Raw genomic sequence first — 20,647 nt, 5'->3', positions numbered from 1 at the left:
CCTCTTACACGCCGAGGCAAGCATGTCCGACAACTGCCTGTTCTGCCGCATCGCCCGTCACGAGATTCCCGCGCACGTCATCCACGAAGACGATCGCCTGCTGGCCTTCCTCGACATCCAGCCCGTGCGCCCCGGGCACACGCTCATCATTCCCAAGCAGCACTATCCCTATTACGAAGACATGCCGGCTGACCTTGCCGCCAGCATCGTCAACCTGGGCCAGCGGCTGGGCCGCCAGATGAAACGCCTGTACGGCGTCGAGCGCGTGGGATTTGCGTTCACGGGCATCCATGTCGCGCACGCGCACGCCCATGTCGTTCCGATGCATCACCCGCAGGACGTGACGTCCACGCAATACATCGAGCAGCAGGACCTGACTTTCAGGATGCCGCCTCAGCCACCCCAGGATGTGTTGGCCGCCACAGCCGCAGAGCTTCGGGGGCAGTTGCGCGGCGGGCGCGAACGCGAGGATGGGGGCAACGCCTGATCGGTGCATTCGCGCCTCATCGCGGCACCAAAAAAACAAGGGCGGGTCCGAAGACCCGCCCTTGTCGCTTATCTAGCTGCCGAAATTACTCGGCGCTGTCCTCAGCGGCTTCATCGACTTCCGGACGGTCAACCAGTTCCATGAAAGCCATGGGAGCGTTGTCGCCTTGACGGAAGCCCATCTTCAGCACGCGGGTGTAGCCGCCGTTACGGGCTGCGTAGCGCGGGCCGATTTCGGCAAACAGCTTCACAACCGCATCGCGATCGCGCAGACGGGCAAAAGCCAGACGCTTGTTCGCGAGCGTGGGCTCCTTGCCCAGCGTGATCAGGGGTTCGATGACGCGGCGCAATTCTTTCGCCTTCGGCAGCGTGGTCTTGATGGCTTCGTGGGTGATCAACGAAACGGCCATGTTGCGGAACATGGCAAGACGGTGACTGCTGGTGCGGTTGAGCTTACGCAAGCCATTACCGTGACGCATGATAAGTTTCCTTTGAATCTAAAGAAGGCGTTTCCGCCATCGGGTTGCCGGCTCTTCTATCAGCCTGCAATCAGGCTGCGGTCCGGTAGAAAACGGGGCATTTTACGACGATTTCGCAAACTGCCCGGCCGTGAGACCGGGCGCTGCGGGAGACGCCCCTTTTCAGGGGCGGCACCCTTTCAAGACTTACGGACGCTCCAGGCCCAGGGGCGGCCAGTTCTCGAGCTTCATGCCGAGCGTCAGGCCACGTGCAGCCAGCACTTCCTTGATCTCGTTGAGCGACTTGCGACCCAGGTTCGGGGTCTTGAGCAGCTCGTTTTCGGTACGCTGGATCAGGTCGCCGATGTAGTAGATGTTTTCGGCCTTCAGGCAGTTGGCCGAACGCACGGTCAGCTCCAGGTCGTCGACCGGACGCAGCAGCACCGGGTCGATCTGCGGCGTGCCGCGGACCGGGGCTTCGTACGAATCGCCAGCGCCTTCCAGGGCGGCGAAGACCGAGATCTGGTCCATCAGGATGCGGGCCGACTGGCGCACCGCTTCCTCGGGCGAGATCACGCCGTTGGTTTCGATGTCCAGGACCAGCTTGTCCAGGTCGGTGCGTTGTTCAACGCGGGCGCTTTCAACGGCGTAGCTCACGCGGCGGACCGGGCTGAACGAAGCGTCCAGAACGATGCGGCCGATGGTGTGGGTGCGGTCTTCCGACAGCGCGCGCACGTTGCCCGGCACGTAGCCGCGGCCCTTTTCGACCTTGATCTGCATTTCCAGCTTGCCTGCTTCCGTCAGGTTGCAGATGGCGTGGCCGGGGTTGATGATCTCGACGTCGTGCGGCAGCTCGATGTCGCTGGCCAGCACAGTGCCGGCGCCGGACTTGCGCAGAACCAGCGTCACTTCGTCGCGGTTGTGCAGCTTGAAGACCACGCCCTTCAGGTTCAGCAGGATGTCGACGACATCTTCGCGAACGCCCGGGATGGTCGAGTATTCGTGCACCACGCCCGTCATCTGGACTTCGGTCGGCGCGTAGCCGGTCATCGAAGACAGCAGGATGCGGCGCAGGGCGTTGCCCAGCGTGTGACCGTAGCCACGCTCGAACGGCTCCATCACGATCTTGGCATGGTGCGTGCCGACCGGTTCGACTTCAATGGAGCGCGGCTTCAGGAAACCTTGAGTGGACATTTACTGTGTTCCTTTTCAATACCCTCGGCTCGTTACACCGATAAGGCTGATGGACAGGGTGAGACTTGATGCTCAAACCATGGGCGGCGCAAAAACGCTGCCCGATACTTACCGCAAAGCCCGCTCCACCAAATGGCGAAAGCGGGCTGCTGCGGGACTTGCTAACGGGCCAACCGGGTCGCGTGACCAGCTTGCCAGCACCTTGCGAAGGAGGCGCCGGCAGGCGTGATTAACGCGAGTACAGTTCGACGACCATCGATTCGTTGATGTCGCGAGCGACGTCAGCGCGATCGGGGGCCGACTTGAACGTGCCGGTCAGCTTGGCCGCGTCGACTTCCACCCACTGGGGGATGCCGATGCTGGTGGCCAGGTCGAGCGATTCCTTGATACGGCCTTGCTTCTTGGCCTTTTCACGAACCGAGACGACGTCGCCAGCCTTGACCAGCATCGAAGCGATGTCAGCCGTGTGGCCGTTCAGTTCGATGGCGCGGTGGCTCACCAGCTGGCGAGCTTCGGCGCGCGTCGAGCCGAAGCCCATGCGGTAGACGACGTTGTCCAGACGCGATTCCAGCAGCTGGATCAGCGTTTCGCCGGTGTTGCCACGGCGACGCTCGGCTTCAGCGAAGTACTTGCGGAATTGCTTTTCCAGCACGCCGTACATGCGCTTCAGCTTTTGCTTTTCGCGCAGCTGCAGGCCGTAGTCGGAAGTGCGGGCACCCGAAGTGCGGCCGTGTTGGCCAGGCTTGGAATCCAGCTTGCACTTGGAATCCAGCGAGCGGCGGGCGCTCTTCAGGAACAGGTCAGTACCCTCGCGGCGCGAGAGCTTGCATTTGGGTCCAATATAACGTGCCATGTGGATTCCCTTTAGATACGACGACGCTTCGGCGGACGGCAGCCGTTGTGCGGAACGGGCGTGATGTCGGCGATGGACGAAATCTTGATGCCCAGCGCGTTCAGCGCACGGACCGACGACTCGCGGCCAGGACCGGGGCCCTTGATGCGGACTTCCAGCGTCTTGATGCCGTACTCGAGCGCAACGCGGCCAGCCGTTTCAGCGGCAACCTGCGCGGCAAACGGGGTCGACTTGCGCGAACCCTTGAAGCCAGCACCGCCCGACGTGGCCCACGACAGTGCGTTGCCCTGACGATCGGTGATGGTGATGATGGTGTTGTTGAACGAAGCGTGAACGTGCGCGATGCCGTCCGAGACGTTCTTCTTGACCTTTTTGCGCACGCGCGAAGCGCCGCTGGTGGAAGCTTTCGCCATAATCCTGTTCCTCGATTATTTCTTCAGGGACGCAGCAGCACGACGCGGGCCCTTGCGGGTCCGGGCGTTGGTGCGAGTGCGCTGGCCGCGCACGGGCAAACCGCGCTTGTGACGCATACCGCGGTAGGTTCCCAGGTCGATCAAACGCTTGATCGAGAGCTGTACTTCACGACGCAGGTCGCCTTCAACCGTGAACAAACCAACATGTTCGCGGACGCGTTCCAATTCAGCGTCGCTCAGATCCTTGACCTTTTTGTCAAAGGGTACGTTTGCCGCTTCGCAAATCTTGCGAGCGCGCGTACGACCGATGCCAAAAATGGCGGTCAGGCCGATCTCGGCGTGCTGTTGCGGCGGAATGTTAATGCCAGCAATACGGGCCATGACTGTTCCTTGAATAAATCCGTTGCGTAGTCGCTAACCCGAGTTAGCCTTGACGCTGCTTGTGACGCGGGTCGGTGCAGATAACGCGCACCACGCCGTGACGTTTGATAACTTTGCAGTTGCGGCAGATCCGCTTAACCGATGCCATTACTTTCATGGTTGACTCCTAATTTTCCGTAATCCGGTTTCGCTCACTTGGAGCGGAAAACAATCCTGGCTCGCGTCAGGTCATAGGGCGTGAGCTCCACTGTGACCTTGTCACCCGGCAGGATCCGGATGTAATGCATACGCATCTTGCCGGAAATATGGCCCAACACCACGTGGCCGTTTTCGAGCTTGACGCGAAATGTCGCGTTCGGGAGGTTCTCAAGAACCTCACCTTGCATCTGAATGACGTCGTCCTTGGACATTCTTTTGCTTACCGCATCGGCAAACCCGCGCCCTTGAAGTTGGCCTTCTTGAGCAACGAGTCGTACTGGTGAGACATCATGTAGGCCTGAACCTGCGCCATGAAATCCATCGTCACCACCACAATGATCAACAGAGACGTACCACCGAAGTAGAAGGGAACGTTCCAGCGCATCACCAAGAATTCCGGCAACAGGCACACCAACGTGATGTAGATGGCACCTGCGAGCGTCAAACGCATCAGGATCTTGTCGATGTAGCGCGCCGTTTGCTCGCCCGGACGGATGCCCGGAACAAACGCACCACTCTTCTTCAGGTTGTCCGCCGTTTCGCGGCTGTTGAAAACCAGAGCCGTGTAGAAAAAGCAGAAGAAAATAATCGCGACCGAGTACAGCGTGATGTAGAGCGGTTGACGAGGCGACAGGGCCGCAGCCAGGTCGCTAAGCCAGCGCATGTTCTCGCTGCTGGAGAACCAGCTCGTGATCGTGGCCGGGAACAGAATGATCGACGACGCGAAGATCGGCGGAATCACCCCTGCCATGTTCAGCTTCAGCGGCAAATGCGAGCTTTGACCACCGTAGACCTTGTTGCCGACCTGACGCTTGGCGTAGTTCACCGTGATCTTGCGCTGTCCGCGTTCCACGAACACCACAAAAGCGGTAACCAGCACCACCAGAGCCACGATGAACAGTGCCGAAAGCACAGACATCGCGTTGGTGCGGACCAGGTCCAACAGTGCAGCCAGCGCCGCGGGAAGACCCGCCACGATACCTGCGAAGATCAGGATGGAAATCCCGTTGCCCAGACCGCGTTCCGTGATCTGCTCACCCAGCCACATGACGAACATGGTGCCAGTGACCAGAGTCACGACGGTCGTGAAGCGGAACAGCATGCCCGGATCGATCACCAGTCCCTGCTGAGACTCCAACGCCACCGAAATGCCCACGGCTTGCACCAGCGCCAGCACGACCGTGCCGTAGCGGGTGTATTGGGTAATCTTCCGACGGCCGGATTCGCCCTCTTTCTTGAGCGCTTCCAGCGACGGCACCACCACCGACATCAACTGCATGATGATGGATGCCGAAATGTACGGCATGATCCCCAGGGCAAAAATCGAGAAACGCGAGAGCGCTCCGCCCGAGAACATGTTGAACAGGCCCAGGATCCCGCCCTGGTTCTGACGGAACAAGTCCGCCAGCGCGTCCGGGTTGATACCCGGAACCGGGATGTGTGTACCCAAACGGTAAACCACCAGGGCGAGCACCAGGAACACCAGACGGCGCTTCAGATCGCCGTATCGTGCTCCGGATTTGCCCAATGCCTGCGCGTTAGCCACTCGTCACCTCTGATCAAGCAAGCGAGCCGCCCGCGGCTTCGATGGCGGCGCGAGCGCCGGCCGTCGCGGTAATGCCCTTGAGCACGACCTTGCGCGAGAGTTCACCAGACTTGATGACCTTGGCGTAACGAACCGCCTGGCCAATCACGCCGGCCGCCTTCAGCGCTTGCACATCGATGTCATCGATGGGCAGGGCCTGGAGGTCCGACAAGAGAACTTGTGCATACAGGTGTTGACCCAGCGGGGTGAAACCACGCTTGGGCAGGCGACGTTGCAGCGGCATTTGACCGCCTTCGAAGCCAACCTTGTGGAAACCGCCCGAGCGCGACTTCTGACCCTTGTGACCACGGCCGGCGGTCTTACCCAGACCCGAACCGATGCCACGGCCGACGCGGCGCTTGGCGTGCTTGGAGCCCTCGGCGGGCTTCAGCGTATTAAGTTGCATATCCGACATGGTGATTCCTTAGGCTTCCGAGACGGAAACGAGATAATCCACCTTACGGATCATCCCACGCACCTCGGGCGTATCGACCAGCACGCGGCTGCTGTTGATGCGGCCCAAGCCCAAACCGCGAACCGTATCACGGTGCGATTGCTTGGTACCGATCACCGAGCGCACGAGGGTCACTTTGATCTGCTTCTGAGCCATGATTTACCCCAGGATCTCTTCGACCGTCTTGCCGCGCTTGGCAGCAACATCGGCCGGGGTCAGGGAGGCGCGCAGGCCGTTCAACGTGGCGCGAACCATGTTGTAGGGGTTGCTCGAGCCCAGGCTCTTGGCAACCACGTTACGCACACCCATCACTTCGAAAATAGCGCGCATCGGGCCGCCGGCGATAACGCCAGTACCTTCAGCAGCGGGCGAAATCAGCACGGTAGCGGCGCCATGCTTGCCGACCACGGTGTGGTGCAGCGTGCCGTTCTTCAGAGCGACCTTGAACATGCCGCGACGGGCCTGTTCCATAGCCTTCTGAACGGACACCGGCACTTCACGCGCCTTGCCCTTACCCATGCCGATGCGGCCATCGCCATCGCCAACCACGGTCAGCGCGGCAAAGCTCATGGTGCGACCACCCTTGACCACTTTGCTCACGCGGTTGACCGCGATCATCTTTTCGCGGAGGCCGTCATCGTTCTCTTTTTCCGCGGCGTTCTTGCCTTGTACTTTAGCCATTTGACAGATCCTCGCTTAGAACTTCAGGCCGGCTTCACGCGCGGCATCGGCCAGCGCCTTGACGCGGCCATGGTAACGAAAGCCCGAGCGATCGAAAGCGACCAGTTCGATACCGGCAGCCTTGGCCTTTTCGGCCACGCGCTTGCCAACCAGCGTCGCAGCGGCTTTGTTGCCACCCTGACCGGTTTGGCCGGCCAGTTGCGCACGCACTTCGGCTTCCACCGTCGAGGCGCTGACCAGAACGCGATCGCCTTCCGGCGAAATGATGTTGGCGTAGATGTGCTGGTTCGAGCGGAAAATCGAGAGGCGATGAACGCGCAGCTCGTTGATCTTCCGGCGAGTCGGAACCGCACGACGCAAACGGGAAACTTTTTTGTCCATGATTCGTCCTTGCGTGCGCCGTTATTTCTTCTTGGTTTCTTTGATGACGACGCGTTCGTCCGAGTAACGCACGCCCTTGCCCTTGTAGGGTTCGGGTTCGCGGTACGCGCGGATTTCAGCGGCCACCTGACCGACGACTTGCTTGTTGGAGCCCTTGATGACGATTTCCGTCTGGGTGGGGCATTCGGCCTTGATACCGGCCGGCAACTGATGCAAAACGTCGTGCGAGAAACCGAGCTGCAGCTTAACGGCGTCGCCTTGAACCGAGGCGCGGTAACCCACGCCGACCAGGTTCAGCTTGCGCTCGAATCCCTTGCTCACGCCGTTGACCATGTTGGCCACGAGCGCGCGCACGGTGCCCGACATGGCGTTGGCGTGACGGGAATCGTTGGCAGCGGCAAACGTGAGCTTGCCACCGTCCAGCGAGATCGTGACGTCGCCAGTCAGGGGTTGGGTCAGGGAGCCCAGCGGGCCCTTGACAGTGATCTGATCCTGCTTGATGTCAGCTTCGACACCCTTGGGCAGTTCGACCGGATACTTAGCGATACGTGACATTCGAATTTCTCCTTAGGCCACGTAGCACAGCACTTCGCCGCCGACGCCGTTGGCGCGAGCCTTACGGTCGGTCATGACGCCGCGCGAGGTCGAAACGATAGCCACGCCCAGCCCGTTCATGACCTGAGGAATGCTGGTACGGCCCTTGTAGATACGCAGACCAGGGCGCGAGACGCGTTCGATGCGCTCGATGACCGGACGGCCAGCGTAGTACTTCAGGGTGATCTCGAGCTCAGGCTTGGCCTGGGTGCCCTTGATTTCAAAGCTGTCGATGTAGCCTTCGTCTTTCAGCACAGCGGCAATGGCCGCCTTCAGCTTCGAGGAGGGCATGCTCACCGTAACTTTGTCCACTTGCTGCGCATTGCGAATGCGGGTCAGCATATCGGCGATGGGATCGCTCATGCTCATATTGTTTCTCCTACCAGCTGGCCTTGGTGATGCCGGGGATTTCACCCTTCATCGCCATTTCACGCAGTTTGTGGCGCGTCAGGCCGAACTTGCGGAACACGCCGCGAGGACGACCGGTGACCACGCAGCGGTTGCGTTGACGCGTCGGGTTGGCATTGCGCGGCAGCTGTTGCAGCTTGAGCCGAGCTTGGTAACGTTCTTCGTCGGTCTTCGACTGGTCGTCGATGATCGCCTTCAACTCAGCGCGCTTGGCAGCGAACTTGTCAGCCAGCTTGGCGCGCTTGATGTCGCGATTGATGAGGGAAAGTTTAGCCACGTCATCAGCCCCTTAGTTACGGAACGGGAAGCTGAAGGCCGTCAACAGCGCCTTGGCTTCTTCGTCGGTCTTGGCGGAGGTGGTGATGCTGATGTTCAGCCCACGCAGCGCGTCGATCTTGTCGTACTCGATTTCGGGGAAAATGATCTGCTCTTTCACCCCGATGTTGTAGTTGCCACGGCCGTCGAACGCACGACCCGAGATACCGCGGAAGTCGCGCACGCGAGGCAGCGCAACCGCCACCAGGCGATCCAGGAATTCGTACATGCGTTGACCACGCAGCGTGACCATGCAACCAATCGGGTAGTTTTCGCGGATCTTGAAACCGGCGATAGCCTTCTTGGTCTTCGTCACGACGGGCTTCTGGCCGGCGATCTTGGTCAGATCCGACACAGCGTGCTCGATGACTTTCTTGTCGGAGACCGCTTCCGAGACACCCATGTTCAGGGTGATCTTGGTGATGCGCGGCACTTCCATTGCGCTCTTGTAGCCAAACTTGGCCTGCAGGTCGCCAGCGACCTTGCTCTTGTAGAAATCTTGCAAACGAGACATGTCTATCGCCCCTTACGCCTTGGCGCCGACAACGGCACCATTGGAACGGAACACGCGGACCTTGCGACCTTCGACTTCTTGAACGCCCACGCGGTCGCCACGACCGGTTGCGGGGTTGAAGAGCGCCACATTCGAGATGTGGATCGGCATGGTCTTTTCGACAATCCCGCCCGGGTTGTTAGCCATCGGGTTGGCTTTCACGTGCTTCTTGGCAACGTTGACGCCTTCGACCAGAACGTGGTCGGCGCCAACGCGGGCCAGCACCGTGCCACGACGCTTCTTGTCGCGGCCGGTCAGGACGATGACTTCGTCGCCTTTACGAATGTTGTTCATCGTAGGGCTCCTTACAGCACTTCCGGGGCCAGCGACACGATCTTCATGAACTTCTCGGTACGCAGTTCACGCGTAACGGGTCCGAAGATGCGGGTGCCGATAGGCTCCAGCTTGGCGTTGAGCAACACGGCGGCATTGCCACCGAAACGAATCAGCGAACCGTCTTTACGGCGCACGCCCTTGGCGGTACGAACCACCACGGCATTGTAAATTTCGCCTTTCTTGACGCGTCCGCGCGGAGCCGCATCTTTGACGCTCACCTTGATGATGTCGCCGATACCGGCATAACGGCGCTTGGAGCCACCGAGCACCTTAATGCACATGACATGACGCGCACCAGTGTTATCGGCCACGTCCAGCGTGGTCTGCATTTGGATCATGATTTTTCCTGTTCCAACTTAACTGGAAATACGGTTTTCCCAACAAGGGAACACTGCAATTCCTGCCAGTTTTGGTCCCGTCAGGTCAGCCGCCCTGCTTTTTTGTCGGCAAGTCCGTACTACTGGACCAGCAACTGGTGGCAACGCAACGACCCTGGGTTGAAATCCTGCGGGTATTCCCCCCGACGCGCTCACCTAACCTTCGGCTAAGTGAATCGACAATCTGGGAAAGCTGATAATTCTAACGTGGTTAATTTTTGAGCGCAAGCACTTTGTTGGGATTGCGCACAAAAGACCACGCCCCCTGTCAAGGGGGTCGGTTTGTCGGGCCATCCGCCCCTATTTCTGGCGGTAGTAGCCCTTCTCCCAGGCGTCATGATTTGCCTTGCCGCGACGGATTTCGTCCGTGAACGGCGCGGCCATGAGCACAAGGCGATTTAGCCATTTTACAGGAGCTCGGCAGGGACGCTCGAAATCCACGAAAAGCACGGCTCTGACGCCGCCGGTGTCGTTGTGCACCTCGTGGGGATACAGGTCGTCAAAGACCACCGCCTGTCCTTCGCGCCAGCTATAGCGCTGACCGCCGACTTCTATCCAGCAGCGTTCGGGCGGGTCGGGGACGACCAGGCCGAGGTGCAGGCGCAGCACGCCGTTGTACGGCCCTGTGTGCAGCGGAATGCGCTTGCCGGCTTCGAGGATGGAGAAGAAGGCGGTGCGCAGGCCCGGGATGTCCTGCAGGGCGCGCGCCGTGGACGGACATCGGGCAAGGTTGCGTTCAGAGCGCAGGCCATAGCCCAGGAAGACGAACGTCTTCCATCGGTCGTCGGAGGTGATCATGCCCACATCCGGGGAGAGTTCGTGGAAGGCCGGAAGCGCCTGGCGGTCGGCCAGCAGGCCCATCAGTTCGGCCCGAATGGCAGGCGCCCGCGCTTCGAGGGTGGCAACCCACGGGAACTGGCTGTTCTGGAATATCGGCTTGTCGCCGACCAGCGAGGCCTGCGCAATGCGCTGACGCAGCCAGTCAATGAAGCGGAAAACAACCCGCGAATAGAGGCTGGGCTTGGCGGCCGGACGCGCATCGATGGGTTGCACGATGGATATACGGATGACAGCCGAAGATTCCTCATTTTTGTCCACGGCGATGCGCTTGTCCACGGTGGCACGCGTGCCGGCAATTGGCACGCCAATGGACCCAAGCCCGCGGCCGGGATTGGCTCCTTCCACTGCGGGGAAGCTGGTTTAGACTGCCGTGGGCGACAGCGGTCGCTCTCGCCCTTGGCTACCCATTCCTATTACGCAAGGAACGACAGGCATGTATGAACAGTTGGCGCTGTATATCGACGGCGAATTCGTCGCCGGCGAGGGCAGGCGCACCCAGGACGTCATCAACCCCGCCACGCTCGAGGTGCTGGGCCAGCTGCCTCACGCCACGCAAGCCGATCTGGACCGCGCCCTTGCCGCTGCCCAGCGCGCCTTCGAATCGTGGAAGAAGTCCTCGCCCATGGACCGCTCGGCGATCCTGCGCAAGGTCGCCACGCTGTCGCGCGAGCGCGCCCAGGAGATCGGCCGCAACATGACGCTGGACCAAGGCAAGCCGCTGGCCGAAGCCGTGGGCGAAGTCACCTCCTGCGCGGAACATGCCGACTGGCACGCTGAGGAATGCCGCCGCATTTACGGACGCGTCATCCAGCCGCGCAATCCGGATGTGCGCCAGATCGTGGTGCGCGAACCCATCGGCGTCTGCGCCGCCTTCACGCCCTGGAACTTCCCGTACAACCAGGCCATCCGGAAGATCGCCGCCGCCATCGGCGCCGGCTGCACGGTCGTGCTCAAGGGTCCCGAGGACTCGCCCAGCGCGGTCATGGCGATTGCGCGCATGTTCCACGATGCGGGTCTGCCCAAGGGCTGCCTGAACATCGTCTGGGGCGAACCCGCCACCATCTCCGATTACCTGATCCGTTCGCCGATCGTGCGCAAGGTGTCGTTCACCGGGTCCGTTCCGGTCGGCAAGCAGCTTGCGGCGCTGGCAGGCGCGCACATGAAACGCGTCACCATGGAACTGGGCGGCCACTCGCCCGTGCTGGTGTTCGACGACGCGGACATCGACCGTGCCGCCGAGATGCTGGCCAAGTTCAAGGTGCGCAACGCGGGCCAGGTCTGCGTATCGCCCACCCGCTTCTATGTGCAGGACGGCGCGTACGAGCAGTTCCTGGCGCGGTTCTCTGAGGTCCTCAAGAACATCAAGGTCGGCGACGGCCTGGAAGCCGGCACCGAGATGGGGCCGCTGGCGCATGAGCGCCGCGTGCCCGCCATGAGCGCCTTCATCGACGACGCCAAGAAGCACGGCGCCAAGGTGGTGGTGGGCGGCGGTCCGCTGGACCGCAAGGGCTTCTTCTTTGCGCCGACCGTGGTCACGGAACTTCCCGACAACGCCATGCTGATGACCGAAGAGCCGTTCGGCCCCGTGGCGCCCGTCGTCCGCTTCAAGGACACCGACGAGGTGCTGCGCCGCGCCAACAGCCTGCCCTTCGGCCTGTCCTCGTACGTGTTCACGAATTCGCTGAAGACCGCGACCAAGGTGTCCAACGGCCTGGAAGCCGGCATGGTCAACATCAATCACTTCGGCAGCGCCCTGGCCGAGACGCCCTTCGGCGGCATCAAGGACAGCGGCATCGGCAGCGAAGGCGGCACGGAGACCTTCGAGGGCTATCTGGTCACCAAGTTCATCACGCACGTCTGATCCTGCGGTCATCGCAAAGCAAAGCCCCGCACCTGGCGTGCGGGGCTTTTTTTGTCTGTCGTGTGGCGCGGACCGGTCAGGGATTCATGACGCTGTCATGCGGCTCAGTGAGCATTGGGCCCGCTTACAAGCAGCTGACCCAAGCAGTTGACCCAAGTAGCTGACCCAAGCAGCTGACCCAATTAGCTGACCCGCGGCTGCCGCTTCGGCATGGCCCACGCCCATGCCCGACCGCCGCCACACTGAACCCAGGACCCCGCCCCCCGATGACGCTTCGCCCTTCCCGCCCCGTCCGCGCCGCAGCCTCCCTGCTGCTCGTTGCCCTGCTCGCCGCTTGCGGCGGCGACAAGGACGATGACACGCCACCGCCCGTCGCCGAGACGCCGCCCCCGGCCGAAACGCCCGCACAGCCGCCCGCCCCCGTGCAGGTCGCGTTCATGCCCGACATCCACTTCCATGATGTCTACGCGGACTTCAAGGACGGCTCGTTCCCCGGCATCCCCAACCCGAAGGCCGGCGACAACGCGACCATCCGCACGATGTACGCGCAGCTCACGTCCACGCGCCTCTTCAACGAAAACTACTTCGCCTTCCTGGCCGCGCTGGACGACGCCGTGAAACGCGGCGTGAAGTACATCGCACTGCCGGGCGACTTCTCGGACGACGGCCAGCCTGTGCACATGCGCGGCCTGGTCAAGATCATGGACGACTATTCAAAGAAGCACGGCATCCAGTTCTTTGCCGCGCCCGGCAACCATGACCCCAACCGCCCTTTCAACCAGCCCGCGGGCAAGGGGGACTACCTTGGCCTGGATCCCGTGACGGGCGCAATCGGCTTCTCGCAGCCGATCTACAGCCGCGGCGCGAACGTATGCAACACCGCCTACAGCGGCGACTGGACGCGCATCGGCAACACCTATTGCACCGAGGAAGTGCTGCACATGGGCTACTCGGGCATCACGACCGCGCTCGAGCAGCATGGCTTCATGCCGCAGCCGCAGAACGTGTATTACGAAACCCCGTACAGCACCTACAAGTACGAAGACTACGATTACGCCACGGCGGTCTCGCAAGCCAACTGGATCAACCGTCAGTACGAGATCTGCGCCGAAGGCACCGGCGGTCCGAACAAGCCGCAGAACTACACGCTGTGCAAGATGGTGCCCGACACGTCGTACGTGGTCGAGCCCGTCGAGGGCGTGTGGCTGGTGGGCCTGGATGCCAACGTCTACGTGCCGACCGGTCCGGGCGCCAACGACTTCACCGGCTCGGGTGACCAGGGCTACAACAAGATGCTGACCCACAAGGCGCACGTCATCACGTGGCTGGCCGACGTGGTGGCGCGCGGCAAGGCGCAGGGCAAGCAGGTCATCGCCTTCAGCCACTTCCCGATGTCCGAGTTCTTCAATGGCGCGTCCGACGACATCGAAGCGCTGCTGGGCGCGAACAAAATGCAGATGATCCGCCGTCCCGCGGAGAACACCACGCGCGCGCTGGCCGAGACCGGTTTGAAGGTGCACGTGGGCGGCCACATGCACTTCAACGACATGGCGCTGCGCAACTACGGCGGCGACCACGCGCTCTTCAACATCCAGGCGCCCTCCATGGCCGCCTATGTGCCCGCGTACAAGCTCATGACGCTGCAGAGCGCCGATGAGATCGAAGTGCAGACCATCCGACTGGACAAGGTGCCGCGCTTCGATGAGCTGTTCGACCTGTACCGCGCGGAAAACGCCTACACCGTGCCGCCGCGCTGGGACGTTTCCATCCTGGACGCCAAGGACTACGGCGATTTCACCTATCGCTACATGAGCGAACTGGTGCGCCTGCGCCTGCTGAACGACGACTGGCGCTGCGAGATGCGCGAGCTGGTCAAGAGCCCGCTGACGGGCGCCGACCTGCTGGCGTTGTCGCAACTGCAGACGACGGTCACGCTCAAGGAATTGGCGAACACCGGCAATCAGAACAATCTGACGCCCGCGTTCTTTGCATGCCTGTCTGACGGCGGCGGCAGCGGCGCCAGCAATCCGGCCTATGCCGCGGATGCCACCAACGCGCAATCGCGCGCGCAAGCCTTGGCCCAGGCCAACGGCATGCAGCTGGCGGACTTCGCGCAGTGGACGGCGCTGGAGATGGCCGGGGACTTCGTGCGCCTGGCCAATGCCGGCGACCTCGCGTTTACCGATATCCCGGCGCAGCGCGCCAGTCAGTACAAGCTGCTGGCTCAAGCACTGAACCAGACCAACGCCGCCGTGCAGATGAACGGCAACAACGTCAGCGACGCCAACACGCCCGCAGACCTGTTCAAGGCGCGCTTCAAGCCGCTGATGGCGATCATGCTCAAGCTCGCAAACGGTGCGCCGTCCGAGCACATCCGCCTGGACTTGACGACCAACAGCATCGTCAACCTGTCCAACCAGCCTTCGCCGTTCTAAGCCTGATTCGAAGGTTCCGAAAGGCCGACGGCCCGCTGATCAAGCGGGCCGTTTTTGTTTGGCGGCATTGCCTGGCGCGCAACGGTCCGCGTTCACGCCTACAAGGCGCGCCCGCCCGCGCGCAGGTCCCGCGGCGTCATGCCGAAGCGCTGCTTGAACAGCCGGCTGAAATGCGAAGGATGAGAGAAACCCACCTGATACGCCAGCTCGGCGATGCCGCGATGGCGGTGCCGCGCGTCCAGCAGCAGTTCGCGGCACCGGTCCAGCCGCTGCTCAAAAATGAACGACTCCACCGACAACCCGCCCGCGCGCAGGATGCGGTGCAGATAGGCGACCGAGACCCCACAGCCCTGCGCTACCCGCGCGGGCGACAGATCCGGATCGGCGAGATGCTGGCGGATATAGGCCAGCACACGCGCTCTGTGCGCCACCGTGACGCTGCTGTCCGCCTCCGAGACCTGTCCCTGTCCCGGCTGCACCAGGAAGAGCACGATGAGGTCGATCAGACGCTCGCCCAGCTCGGCGGCCTCGGTCTCGGACCAGCCGTCCATGCCTTTGAACAGGTGATCCATGTAGCCGGCCAGCAGCGCGCCGCGGGGCGACCCGTCGTCGGTGCGCAGCTTGTAGAAGGCGCCGATGCGTGAGTCCCGCTGCGACAGTGCGCTGCGCGGGAACGAGACGCTCAGGCTGCGGTAGCCCGCCGCGCCGTTCGCGGTTGCCTGATACGGCAGGCTCTGGTTCATCAGATACACGCAACCCGGTTCCACCTGGAATTCGCGGCCCGCTTGTCGCACTGCCAGCGGACCGGCCAGCGGCAGGCCAAAGGTGTAGAACTCCTGATCCAGCCGCGACACGTTGCCCGGCGTGCGTTCCAGCCGCTGGCCCTGGTAATGCAGATCGTTGAATTGAAGGCTGGCGCGTCGCGCATAGCGGACATGGCCCGCGAAATGACCGGGTTTGCCGCCATGCACCTCGAACGGCCCGAAAGCATCGGCCAGCGCGGCGCGCCACGCATCGCGCCGGTCAGCGCCGGCGCTGGCCGAAATGGCGAATTCCGTATCTGGCATGGCACGGTCTCCTGGGGGCTGCGCAAATTGATCTTGCGTCTACATATTGTTGACTCACCCTGCTGTGGGGTGGCCGGCGCATTGTGGGCGCGCTTGCCGCAAGTCTATATTCAGCCCGACAAGCACACAACCTGGACAAACCGGGAGGAGACGCATGGACGAGGCAGGGTCGGCAACCGCGCGCCATACGCCGGCGTCGCGCTATCTGCGCTGCGCGGGACGCGAGTTGCACTACACGGACTGGGGCGCTTCTGACGCGCCGCCCATCATCATGTGGCATGGCCTGGCTCGCACCGGCCGAGACTTTGACGAGCTGGCGCAGGCACTGGCCGGCGACTACCGCGTGATCTGTCCCGACGCGATCGGGCGCGGCCTGTCGCAATGGAGCCCCGATCCGGTCGCCGAGTACCGGCTCGACTTCTACGCCACGTTGGCGCGCGCCCTGCTGGACGGCCTGTCGCTGGCGCGCGTGCGCTGGGTGGGAACGTCCATGGGCGGCGCGACCGGCATGCATGCGGCCGCGACCACGTTGCGCGATCGCATTTCGCACCTGGTCGTCAACGACATCGGACCGGAACTGCCGCAGCCTGCCATCGAGCGCATCCTGGCCTATGCCGGCAACCCGCCGGCCTTCGACACGGTGACGGAACTCGAAGCCTGGCTGCGCGCCGCCTACAAACCCTATGGCTGGCAGAGCGACGATCAGTGGCGCCGGATGGCGGAAACGTCGGTGCGCCGGCTGCCCGACGGCCGCGTCACCGCCCATTACGATCCGGCCATCGTCGGGCAGTTCAGCCATCACCCGAACGACTATGACCGGTGGGCCGGCTACGACACGCTGCGCATGCCGACGTTGCTTTTGCGCGGCGCCGATTCGGACCTGCTGCTGCCCGACGTTGCGCACGCCATGACGCAGCGCGGCCCCCGCGCACAGCGCATCGACTTTCCCGATTGCGGGCACGCCCCCGCGCTGAACGTGCCCGCCCAGATCGAACCCATCCGTCAATTTCTCGCCAGGCCGGACGACACGGCCGCGCGCGCCCAATGACACCAGGAGACTTCCATGAAACGCATTCTGCTCGCCGCCATGGCCAGCCTGTGCATGAGTTCCGCGCTGGCGGCAAAGGACTTCGTTGTCGCCCATGTCTATGACAAGACCGGCCCGCTTGAGGCTTACGCCAAGCAGACCCAGAACGGACTGATGCTGGGGCTGGAATACGCCACGCAGGGCACCATGACGGTGGCCGGGCGCAAGATCCGCGTCATCGAGAAAGACAACCAGGGCAAGCCCGACGTGGCCCGCGCGCAGCTCGCGTCCGCCTATGCCGACGACAACGCCGACATCGCCGTCGGTCCGACGTCGTCGGGCGTGGCGCTGGCCATGCTGCCGATCGCGGAGGAATACGAAAAGATCCTGCTGGTGGAGCCGGCGGTGGCCGATTCCATTACCGGCGAGAAGTGGAACAAGTACATCTTCCGCACCGGCCGCAATTCCTCGCAGGACGCCATCGCCAACGCCGTGGCGTTCGACCAGGACGGCACGTCGATCGCCATGCTGGCGCAGGACTATGCGTTTGGCCGCGACGGCGTCAAAGCCTTCAAGGGCGCGCTCAAGAACGCCAAGATCGTGCACGAGGAATACCTGCCGGCCAACGCGTCCGACTTCACGGCCGGCGCGCAGCGGCTCTTCGATGCACTGAAGGACAAGCCCGGCCGCAAGATCATCTTCATCCTGTGGGCCGGCGCCGGCAATCCGTTCAAGATCGCCGATCTGGATCCCAAGCGCTACGGCATCGAGATCGCCACGGGCGGCAACACGCTGACCGCCATGACGCCGCTCAAGTCCTTGGCGGGCATGGAAGGCGCCACGTATTACTACTACGGCATCCCCAAGAACCCGGTCAATGATTGGCTCGTGGCCGAGCATCAGAAGCGTTTCGGCCAACCGCCTGATTTCTTCACCGCGGGCGGCATGGCGTCGGGCATTGCGATCGTTGCCGCGTTGAACAATACCGGCGGCGATTCAGATACCGACAAGCTCATCAAGGCGATGGAAGGCATGAGCTTCGATACGCCCAAAGGCAAGATGACCTTCCGGCCCGAGGATCACCAGGCTATGCAGTCGATGTACCACTTCCGGATCAAGAACGATCCCTCGGTGCCATGGGCAGTCCAGGACCTGGTCAAGGAAATCACGCCGGACCAGATGGCCGTGCCTATCCAGAACAAGCGCTGATTCCCGCCGCTCATGCTTGAGACCCATTCGCTCACCGTTCGCTTCGGCGGTCATGTGGCGGTCAATGATGTCAGTTGCGCCTACGCGCCCGGCACCTTGACCGCCATCGTCGGCCCGAACGGCGCCGGCAAGACGACGTACTTCAATCTGATTTCGGGGCAGTTGCGCGCCAGTGCCGGCACCGTGACATTGAACGGACGCGATCTGACCACGTTGTCCGCGCCGGCCCGCATGCACGCGGGGCTCGGGCGCGCATTCCAGCTGACGCAGCTGTTCCCCCGGCTGAGCGTTCACGAAAACGTGCGGCTTGCCCTGCAGTCGCGGCAACAGGGCATGGGTTGGCGCCACATCCGATTCTGGCGCACGTGGCGCGACGATCGCGGTCTCATGGAGCGTGCCGATGCCCTGCTCGCACGCACACGGCTGACCGCCCGACGAGACCAACCGGCCGCCGACCTGCCCCATGGCGACCAGCGCAAACTGGAGATCGCGATGCTCATCGCGCTGGAGCCTTCGGTGTTCATGTTCGACGAACCTACCGCCGGCATGAGTGTGGACGACGTGCCTGTCGTGCTGGACCTCATCCGCGAGCTGAAGGCCGACGCGTCCAAGACCATTCTGCTCGTCGAGCACAAGATGGATGTCGTGCGCGAGCTGGCGGACCGCATCGTCGTGCTGCACAACGGGCGGCTGATGGCCGACGGCGATCCGGCCACCGTAATTGCCTCGCCCATCGTGCAGCGGGCCTACCTGGGCATCAGCGCGCAGGAGGCGGCATGACGGCGCAACCGCTTCTGGAATTGAAGGACGTGCACACGCACATCGGTGCGTATCACATCCTGCACGGCGTGAACCTGTCGGTGCCGGCATCGGCGGTCACCATGCTGCTCGGGCGCAATGGCGCGGGCAAGACGACGACGCTGCGCACCATCATGGGATTGTGGCGCGCATCGCAGGGCCAGATCTGCCTGGACGCCAAGCCGATCGGCGGACCCGGCACGCGCACGTCGCCACCCGACATGGCGCGCATGGGCATGGCTTATGCGCCCGAGAACATGGGCATCTTCGGCGACCTGTCCGTCAAGGAGAACATCCTGCTCGCGGCACGCCTTGCCAGAAATGCCGCGCAACTGGACACCGCACGGCTGGAATGGATCTTCGGGTTCTTTCCCGCGCTCAAGAAGTTCTGGCTGCACCCCGCCGGCAAACTATCGGGCGGGCAGAAGCAGATGCTAGCGATGGCGCGCGCGATCATCGAGCCGCGGCGCCTGCTGCTGGTCGACGAACCCAGCAAGGGTCTGGCGCCGGCCATCATCCAGAACATGATCGACGCGTTCATCGAACTCAAGCAGTCCAGCACCACCATCCTGCTGGTCGAGCAAAACTTCAACTTTGCCCGCCGCGTTGGCGACTACGCGGCGATCATGGACAACGGCCGGGTCGTGCACGCAGGCGCCATGGCCGACCTGGCCGCGGACGAGGCGCTGCAGACACGCCTTTTGGGCCTGTCACTGGGAAGCCACCAATGAGCACGCTGGACATCGAAGCGCCGCTGCCGCGCGCACGCGCCGACCTCATGCCTGTGCTGCTGGTGCTGGCGCTGGCGGTCCTCGCATTGCCCCTGGTCGGGTCGTTTTCCACCTGGGTCACGCTGACCTTCGCCGGGCTGGCGATGGGCATGATCATCTTCATCGTGGCGTCGGGCATGACGCTCGTCTTCGGCCTGATGGACGTGCTCAATTTCGGCCACGGCCTGTTCATTGCCATCGGCGCCTACATGGCGGCCACCGTGCTCGGTTCGATGGCTGACTGGACGCAGTCCGGCAGCCTGTGGACCAATCTGGTCGCCGTGCTGCCAGCCATGATCGTGGGCATGCTGGTGGCGGGCGCCGTGGGCCTGGCATTTGAGCGCGTGATCGTGCGGCCGGTCTACGGCCAGCATCTGAAGCAGATCCTCATCACGATGGGCGGCATGATCATCGGCGAAGAAATCATCAAGATGATGTGGGGACCGCAAACGATCACGTTGCCGTTGCCCGAATCCCTGCGCGGCGCGTTCCTGCTGGGCGACGCCGCCATCGAGAAGTATCGCGTGGTGGCGCTGGTGGTCGGCATGATCGTGCTTGGCGGCATGCTGTGGGTGTTGAACCGCACCAAGCTTGGCCTGCTGATCCGCGCCGGCGTCGAAGACCGTGAAATGGTCGAAAGCCTGGGCTACCGAATCCGGCATCTGTTTGTCGGGGTGTTCGTTGCCGGGTCGATGCTGGCCGGATTGGGCGGCGTGTTGTGGGGGATGTACCAGCAATCGATCGTGCCGCAGTTGGGCGCGCAGGTGAACGTGCTGATCTTCATCGTCATCATGATCGGCGGCCTGGGCTCCACGGTGGGCTGCCTGATCGGCGCGCTGCTGGTCGGGCTGATGGCCAACTACACCGGCTTTCTGATGCCGAAGGCCGCCCTCTTCTCGAACATCGCGCTGATGGTCGCCATTTTGCTGTGGCGCCCGCAAGGCGTGTACCCCGTCACGAACCGCTAGGAGCC

The 20,647-nt window shown here is 62.7% G+C and carries 28 protein-coding genes; 8 read left to right on the top strand and 20 right to left on the bottom strand.

Translation table 11 applies throughout. From position 1 onward, the window contains the following. The first annotated feature begins 22 nt into the window (after positions 1 to 22). On the top strand, positions 23 to 487 hold the full coding sequence (locus KW836_RS04030) for an HIT family protein (RefSeq protein ID WP_175136922.1): 465 nt from the start codon (positions 23 to 25) through the stop codon (positions 485 to 487). A gap of 85 nt (positions 488 to 572) precedes the next feature. Here the strand turns inward: KW836_RS04030 and rplQ are convergent, their stop codons facing one another. From rplQ to KW836_RS03935, 19 genes are all read right to left on the bottom strand, one after another. After that, positions 573 to 965, bottom strand: coding sequence for a 50S ribosomal protein L17 (rplQ, locus tag KW836_RS04025; RefSeq protein ID WP_006389635.1), 393 nt, complete (start codon positions 963 to 965; stop codon positions 573 to 575). Between the two features lie 186 nt (positions 966 to 1,151). Next, positions 1,152 to 2,138 (bottom strand): DNA-directed RNA polymerase subunit alpha, encoded by a 987-nt coding sequence (gene rpoA / locus KW836_RS04020; protein WP_008169002.1) that lies wholly within the window; start codon positions 2,136 to 2,138, stop codon positions 1,152 to 1,154. A gap of 229 nt (positions 2,139 to 2,367) precedes the next feature. Beyond that, entirely contained in the window at positions 2,368 to 2,991 is a 624-nt protein-coding gene (gene rpsD, locus KW836_RS04015) for a 30S ribosomal protein S4 (protein WP_175124780.1), read from the bottom strand. Positions 2,992 to 3,002: 11 nt separating this feature from the next. Next, entirely contained in the window at positions 3,003 to 3,404 is a 402-nt protein-coding gene (rpsK, locus tag KW836_RS04010; protein WP_006216516.1) for a 30S ribosomal protein S11, read from the bottom strand. Between the two features lie 15 nt (positions 3,405 to 3,419). Next, on the bottom strand, positions 3,420 to 3,785 hold the full coding sequence (gene rpsM / locus KW836_RS04005) for a 30S ribosomal protein S13 (RefSeq protein WP_008168996.1): 366 nt from the start codon (positions 3,783 to 3,785) through the stop codon (positions 3,420 to 3,422). A 43-nt stretch (positions 3,786 to 3,828) separates the two neighbouring features. Beyond that, positions 3,829 to 3,942, bottom strand: coding sequence for a 50S ribosomal protein L36 (rpmJ, locus tag KW836_RS04000; protein WP_003806928.1), 114 nt, complete (start codon positions 3,940 to 3,942; stop codon positions 3,829 to 3,831). Positions 3,943 to 3,976: 34 nt separating this feature from the next. Continuing rightward, a complete protein-coding gene (gene infA, locus KW836_RS03995) occupies positions 3,977 to 4,195 on the bottom strand; it encodes a translation initiation factor IF-1 (protein ID WP_003806927.1) in 219 nt (72 codons plus the stop codon). Positions 4,196 to 4,203: 8 nt separating this feature from the next. Next, a complete protein-coding gene (secY, locus tag KW836_RS03990) occupies positions 4,204 to 5,529 on the bottom strand; it encodes a preprotein translocase subunit SecY (protein WP_056327063.1) in 1,326 nt (441 codons plus the stop codon). Positions 5,530 to 5,542: 13 nt separating this feature from the next. Next, positions 5,543 to 5,983, bottom strand: a complete 441-nt coding sequence (rplO, locus tag KW836_RS03985; protein ID WP_175124781.1) for a 50S ribosomal protein L15 — start codon at positions 5,981 to 5,983, stop codon at positions 5,543 to 5,545. A 9-nt stretch (positions 5,984 to 5,992) separates the two neighbouring features. Next, positions 5,993 to 6,178, bottom strand: coding sequence for a 50S ribosomal protein L30 (gene rpmD / locus KW836_RS03980; RefSeq protein WP_006216520.1), 186 nt, complete (start codon positions 6,176 to 6,178; stop codon positions 5,993 to 5,995). Positions 6,179 to 6,181: 3 nt separating this feature from the next. Then, a complete protein-coding gene (rpsE, locus tag KW836_RS03975) occupies positions 6,182 to 6,703 on the bottom strand; it encodes a 30S ribosomal protein S5 (protein WP_008168987.1) in 522 nt (173 codons plus the stop codon). A gap of 15 nt (positions 6,704 to 6,718) precedes the next feature. Beyond that, complete coding sequence (gene rplR / locus KW836_RS03970) at positions 6,719 to 7,084, bottom strand: 50S ribosomal protein L18 (RefSeq protein WP_008168985.1); 366 nt, start codon at positions 7,082 to 7,084, stop codon at positions 6,719 to 6,721. Between the two features lie 21 nt (positions 7,085 to 7,105). Beyond that, entirely contained in the window at positions 7,106 to 7,639 is a 534-nt protein-coding gene (rplF, locus tag KW836_RS03965) for a 50S ribosomal protein L6 (RefSeq protein WP_062838799.1), read from the bottom strand. Between the two features lie 12 nt (positions 7,640 to 7,651). Beyond that, the gene (gene rpsH, locus KW836_RS03960) at positions 7,652 to 8,047 is read right to left on the bottom strand and encodes a 30S ribosomal protein S8 (RefSeq protein ID WP_006216525.1); all 396 of its coding nucleotides are present in this window, start codon (positions 8,045 to 8,047) and stop codon (positions 7,652 to 7,654) included. 10 nt (positions 8,048 to 8,057) lie between these two features. Then, positions 8,058 to 8,363 (bottom strand): 30S ribosomal protein S14, encoded by a 306-nt coding sequence (gene rpsN / locus KW836_RS03955; protein ID WP_006216527.1) that lies wholly within the window; start codon positions 8,361 to 8,363, stop codon positions 8,058 to 8,060. Positions 8,364 to 8,375: 12 nt separating this feature from the next. Further along, on the bottom strand, positions 8,376 to 8,915 hold the full coding sequence (gene rplE, locus KW836_RS03950) for a 50S ribosomal protein L5 (protein ID WP_008168978.1): 540 nt from the start codon (positions 8,913 to 8,915) through the stop codon (positions 8,376 to 8,378). Positions 8,916 to 8,927: 12 nt separating this feature from the next. After that, positions 8,928 to 9,248, bottom strand: a complete 321-nt coding sequence (gene rplX, locus KW836_RS03945) for a 50S ribosomal protein L24 (RefSeq protein ID WP_008168975.1) — start codon at positions 9,246 to 9,248, stop codon at positions 8,928 to 8,930. Between the two features lie 11 nt (positions 9,249 to 9,259). Further along, on the bottom strand, positions 9,260 to 9,628 hold the full coding sequence (rplN, locus tag KW836_RS03940) for a 50S ribosomal protein L14 (protein ID WP_006216531.1): 369 nt from the start codon (positions 9,626 to 9,628) through the stop codon (positions 9,260 to 9,262). Positions 9,629 to 9,967: 339 nt separating this feature from the next. Next, positions 9,968 to 10,720: an aspartyl/asparaginyl beta-hydroxylase domain-containing protein gene (locus KW836_RS03935; RefSeq protein WP_218343262.1), complete on the bottom strand. Its 753-nt coding sequence runs from the start codon at positions 10,718 to 10,720 to the stop codon at positions 9,968 to 9,970. 220 nt (positions 10,721 to 10,940) lie between these two features. Between KW836_RS03935 and KW836_RS03930 the strand changes: the two genes are divergently transcribed. Together KW836_RS03930 and KW836_RS03925 are read left to right on the top strand one after the other, a co-directional pair. Then, positions 10,941 to 12,368 (top strand): NAD-dependent succinate-semialdehyde dehydrogenase, encoded by a 1,428-nt coding sequence (locus KW836_RS03930; RefSeq protein WP_175124782.1) that lies wholly within the window; start codon positions 10,941 to 10,943, stop codon positions 12,366 to 12,368. A 266-nt stretch (positions 12,369 to 12,634) separates the two neighbouring features. Continuing rightward, a complete protein-coding gene (locus KW836_RS03925; protein WP_218342504.1) occupies positions 12,635 to 14,803 on the top strand; it encodes a metallophosphoesterase in 2,169 nt (722 codons plus the stop codon). A gap of 98 nt (positions 14,804 to 14,901) precedes the next feature. Here the strand turns inward: KW836_RS03925 and KW836_RS03920 are convergent, their stop codons facing one another. Continuing rightward, on the bottom strand, positions 14,902 to 15,870 hold the full coding sequence (locus tag KW836_RS03920) for a helix-turn-helix domain-containing protein (RefSeq protein WP_175124784.1): 969 nt from the start codon (positions 15,868 to 15,870) through the stop codon (positions 14,902 to 14,904). A 154-nt stretch (positions 15,871 to 16,024) separates the two neighbouring features. Between KW836_RS03920 and KW836_RS03915 the strand changes: the two genes are divergently transcribed. Genes KW836_RS03915 through KW836_RS03895 form a run of 5 tightly spaced genes read left to right on the top strand, consistent with a single transcriptional unit; the run spans position 16,025 to position 20,642 of the window. Continuing rightward, positions 16,025 to 16,918, top strand: a complete 894-nt coding sequence (locus KW836_RS03915; protein WP_175124785.1) for an alpha/beta fold hydrolase — start codon at positions 16,025 to 16,027, stop codon at positions 16,916 to 16,918. Positions 16,919 to 16,933: 15 nt separating this feature from the next. After that, on the top strand, positions 16,934 to 18,106 hold the full coding sequence (locus KW836_RS03910; protein ID WP_218342503.1) for a substrate-binding domain-containing protein: 1,173 nt from the start codon (positions 16,934 to 16,936) through the stop codon (positions 18,104 to 18,106). A gap of 12 nt (positions 18,107 to 18,118) precedes the next feature. Continuing rightward, positions 18,119 to 18,886: an ABC transporter ATP-binding protein gene (locus KW836_RS03905; protein ID WP_218342502.1), complete on the top strand. Its 768-nt coding sequence runs from the start codon at positions 18,119 to 18,121 to the stop codon at positions 18,884 to 18,886. Continuing rightward, complete coding sequence (locus KW836_RS03900; protein WP_218342501.1) at positions 18,883 to 19,635, top strand: ABC transporter ATP-binding protein; 753 nt, start codon at positions 18,883 to 18,885, stop codon at positions 19,633 to 19,635. The genes KW836_RS03905 and KW836_RS03900 overlap by 4 nt, the downstream gene beginning before the upstream one ends. Next, positions 19,632 to 20,642, top strand: a complete 1,011-nt coding sequence (locus KW836_RS03895; protein ID WP_218342500.1) for a branched-chain amino acid ABC transporter permease — start codon at positions 19,632 to 19,634, stop codon at positions 20,640 to 20,642. The genes KW836_RS03900 and KW836_RS03895 overlap by 4 nt, the downstream gene beginning before the upstream one ends. Positions 20,643 to 20,647 lie beyond the last annotated feature (5 nt).

Source organism: Achromobacter sp. ACM05, from assembly GCF_019218915.1.
Classification (GTDB): Bacteria; Pseudomonadota; Gammaproteobacteria; order Burkholderiales; family Burkholderiaceae_B; genus Achromobacter; species Achromobacter animicus.
The sequence above is the reverse complement of the archived record's forward strand: the minus strand, read 5'-3'. Positions and strand labels throughout refer to the sequence as shown.

Coding starts and splice junctions, on each gene's coding strand:
- rpsD (WP_175124780.1), bottom strand. CDS start 2,991: ATGGCACGTTATATTGGACCCAAATGCAAGCTCTCGCGCCGCGAGGGT.
- rpmD (WP_006216520.1), bottom strand. CDS start 6,178: ATGGCTCAGAAGCAGATCAAAGTGACCCTCGTGCGCTCGGTGATCGGT.
- rplF (WP_062838799.1), bottom strand. CDS start 7,639: ATGTCACGTATCGCTAAGTATCCGGTCGAACTGCCCAAGGGTGTCGAA.
- rplR (WP_008168985.1), bottom strand. CDS start 7,084: ATGGACAAAAAAGTTTCCCGTTTGCGTCGTGCGGTTCCGACTCGCCGG.
- KW836_RS03930 (WP_175124782.1), top strand. CDS start 10,941: ATGTATGAACAGTTGGCGCTGTATATCGACGGCGAATTCGTCGCCGGC.
- rpoA (WP_008169002.1), bottom strand. CDS start 2,138: ATGTCCACTCAAGGTTTCCTGAAGCCGCGCTCCATTGAAGTCGAACCG.
- rplN (WP_006216531.1), bottom strand. CDS start 9,628: ATGATCCAAATGCAGACCACGCTGGACGTGGCCGATAACACTGGTGCG.
- KW836_RS03905 (WP_218342502.1), top strand. CDS start 18,119: ATGCTTGAGACCCATTCGCTCACCGTTCGCTTCGGCGGTCATGTGGCG.
- rplO (WP_175124781.1), bottom strand. CDS start 5,983: ATGTCGGATATGCAACTTAATACGCTGAAGCCCGCCGAGGGCTCCAAG.
- rplX (WP_008168975.1), bottom strand. CDS start 9,248: ATGAACAACATTCGTAAAGGCGACGAAGTCATCGTCCTGACCGGCCGC.
- rpsE (WP_008168987.1), bottom strand. CDS start 6,703: ATGGCTAAAGTACAAGGCAAGAACGCCGCGGAAAAAGAGAACGATGAC.
- KW836_RS03925 (WP_218342504.1), top strand. CDS start 12,635: ATGACGCTTCGCCCTTCCCGCCCCGTCCGCGCCGCAGCCTCCCTGCTG.
- KW836_RS04030 (WP_175136922.1), top strand. CDS start 23: ATGTCCGACAACTGCCTGTTCTGCCGCATCGCCCGTCACGAGATTCCC.
- infA (WP_003806927.1), bottom strand. CDS start 4,195: ATGTCCAAGGACGACGTCATTCAGATGCAAGGTGAGGTTCTTGAGAAC.
- KW836_RS03920 (WP_175124784.1), bottom strand. CDS start 15,870: ATGCCAGATACGGAATTCGCCATTTCGGCCAGCGCCGGCGCTGACCGG.
- rplE (WP_008168978.1), bottom strand. CDS start 8,915: ATGTCTCGTTTGCAAGATTTCTACAAGAGCAAGGTCGCTGGCGACCTG.
- KW836_RS03895 (WP_218342500.1), top strand. CDS start 19,632: ATGAGCACGCTGGACATCGAAGCGCCGCTGCCGCGCGCACGCGCCGAC.
- rpmJ (WP_003806928.1), bottom strand. CDS start 3,942: ATGAAAGTAATGGCATCGGTTAAGCGGATCTGCCGCAACTGCAAAGTT.
- KW836_RS03915 (WP_175124785.1), top strand. CDS start 16,025: ATGGACGAGGCAGGGTCGGCAACCGCGCGCCATACGCCGGCGTCGCGC.
- rpsM (WP_008168996.1), bottom strand. CDS start 3,785: ATGGCCCGTATTGCTGGCATTAACATTCCGCCGCAACAGCACGCCGAG.
- KW836_RS03900 (WP_218342501.1), top strand. CDS start 18,883: ATGACGGCGCAACCGCTTCTGGAATTGAAGGACGTGCACACGCACATC.
- rplQ (WP_006389635.1), bottom strand. CDS start 965: ATGCGTCACGGTAATGGCTTGCGTAAGCTCAACCGCACCAGCAGTCAC.
- rpsH (WP_006216525.1), bottom strand. CDS start 8,047: ATGAGCATGAGCGATCCCATCGCCGATATGCTGACCCGCATTCGCAAT.
- rpsK (WP_006216516.1), bottom strand. CDS start 3,404: ATGGCGAAAGCTTCCACCAGCGGCGCTTCGCGCGTGCGCAAAAAGGTC.
- KW836_RS03910 (WP_218342503.1), top strand. CDS start 16,934: ATGAAACGCATTCTGCTCGCCGCCATGGCCAGCCTGTGCATGAGTTCC.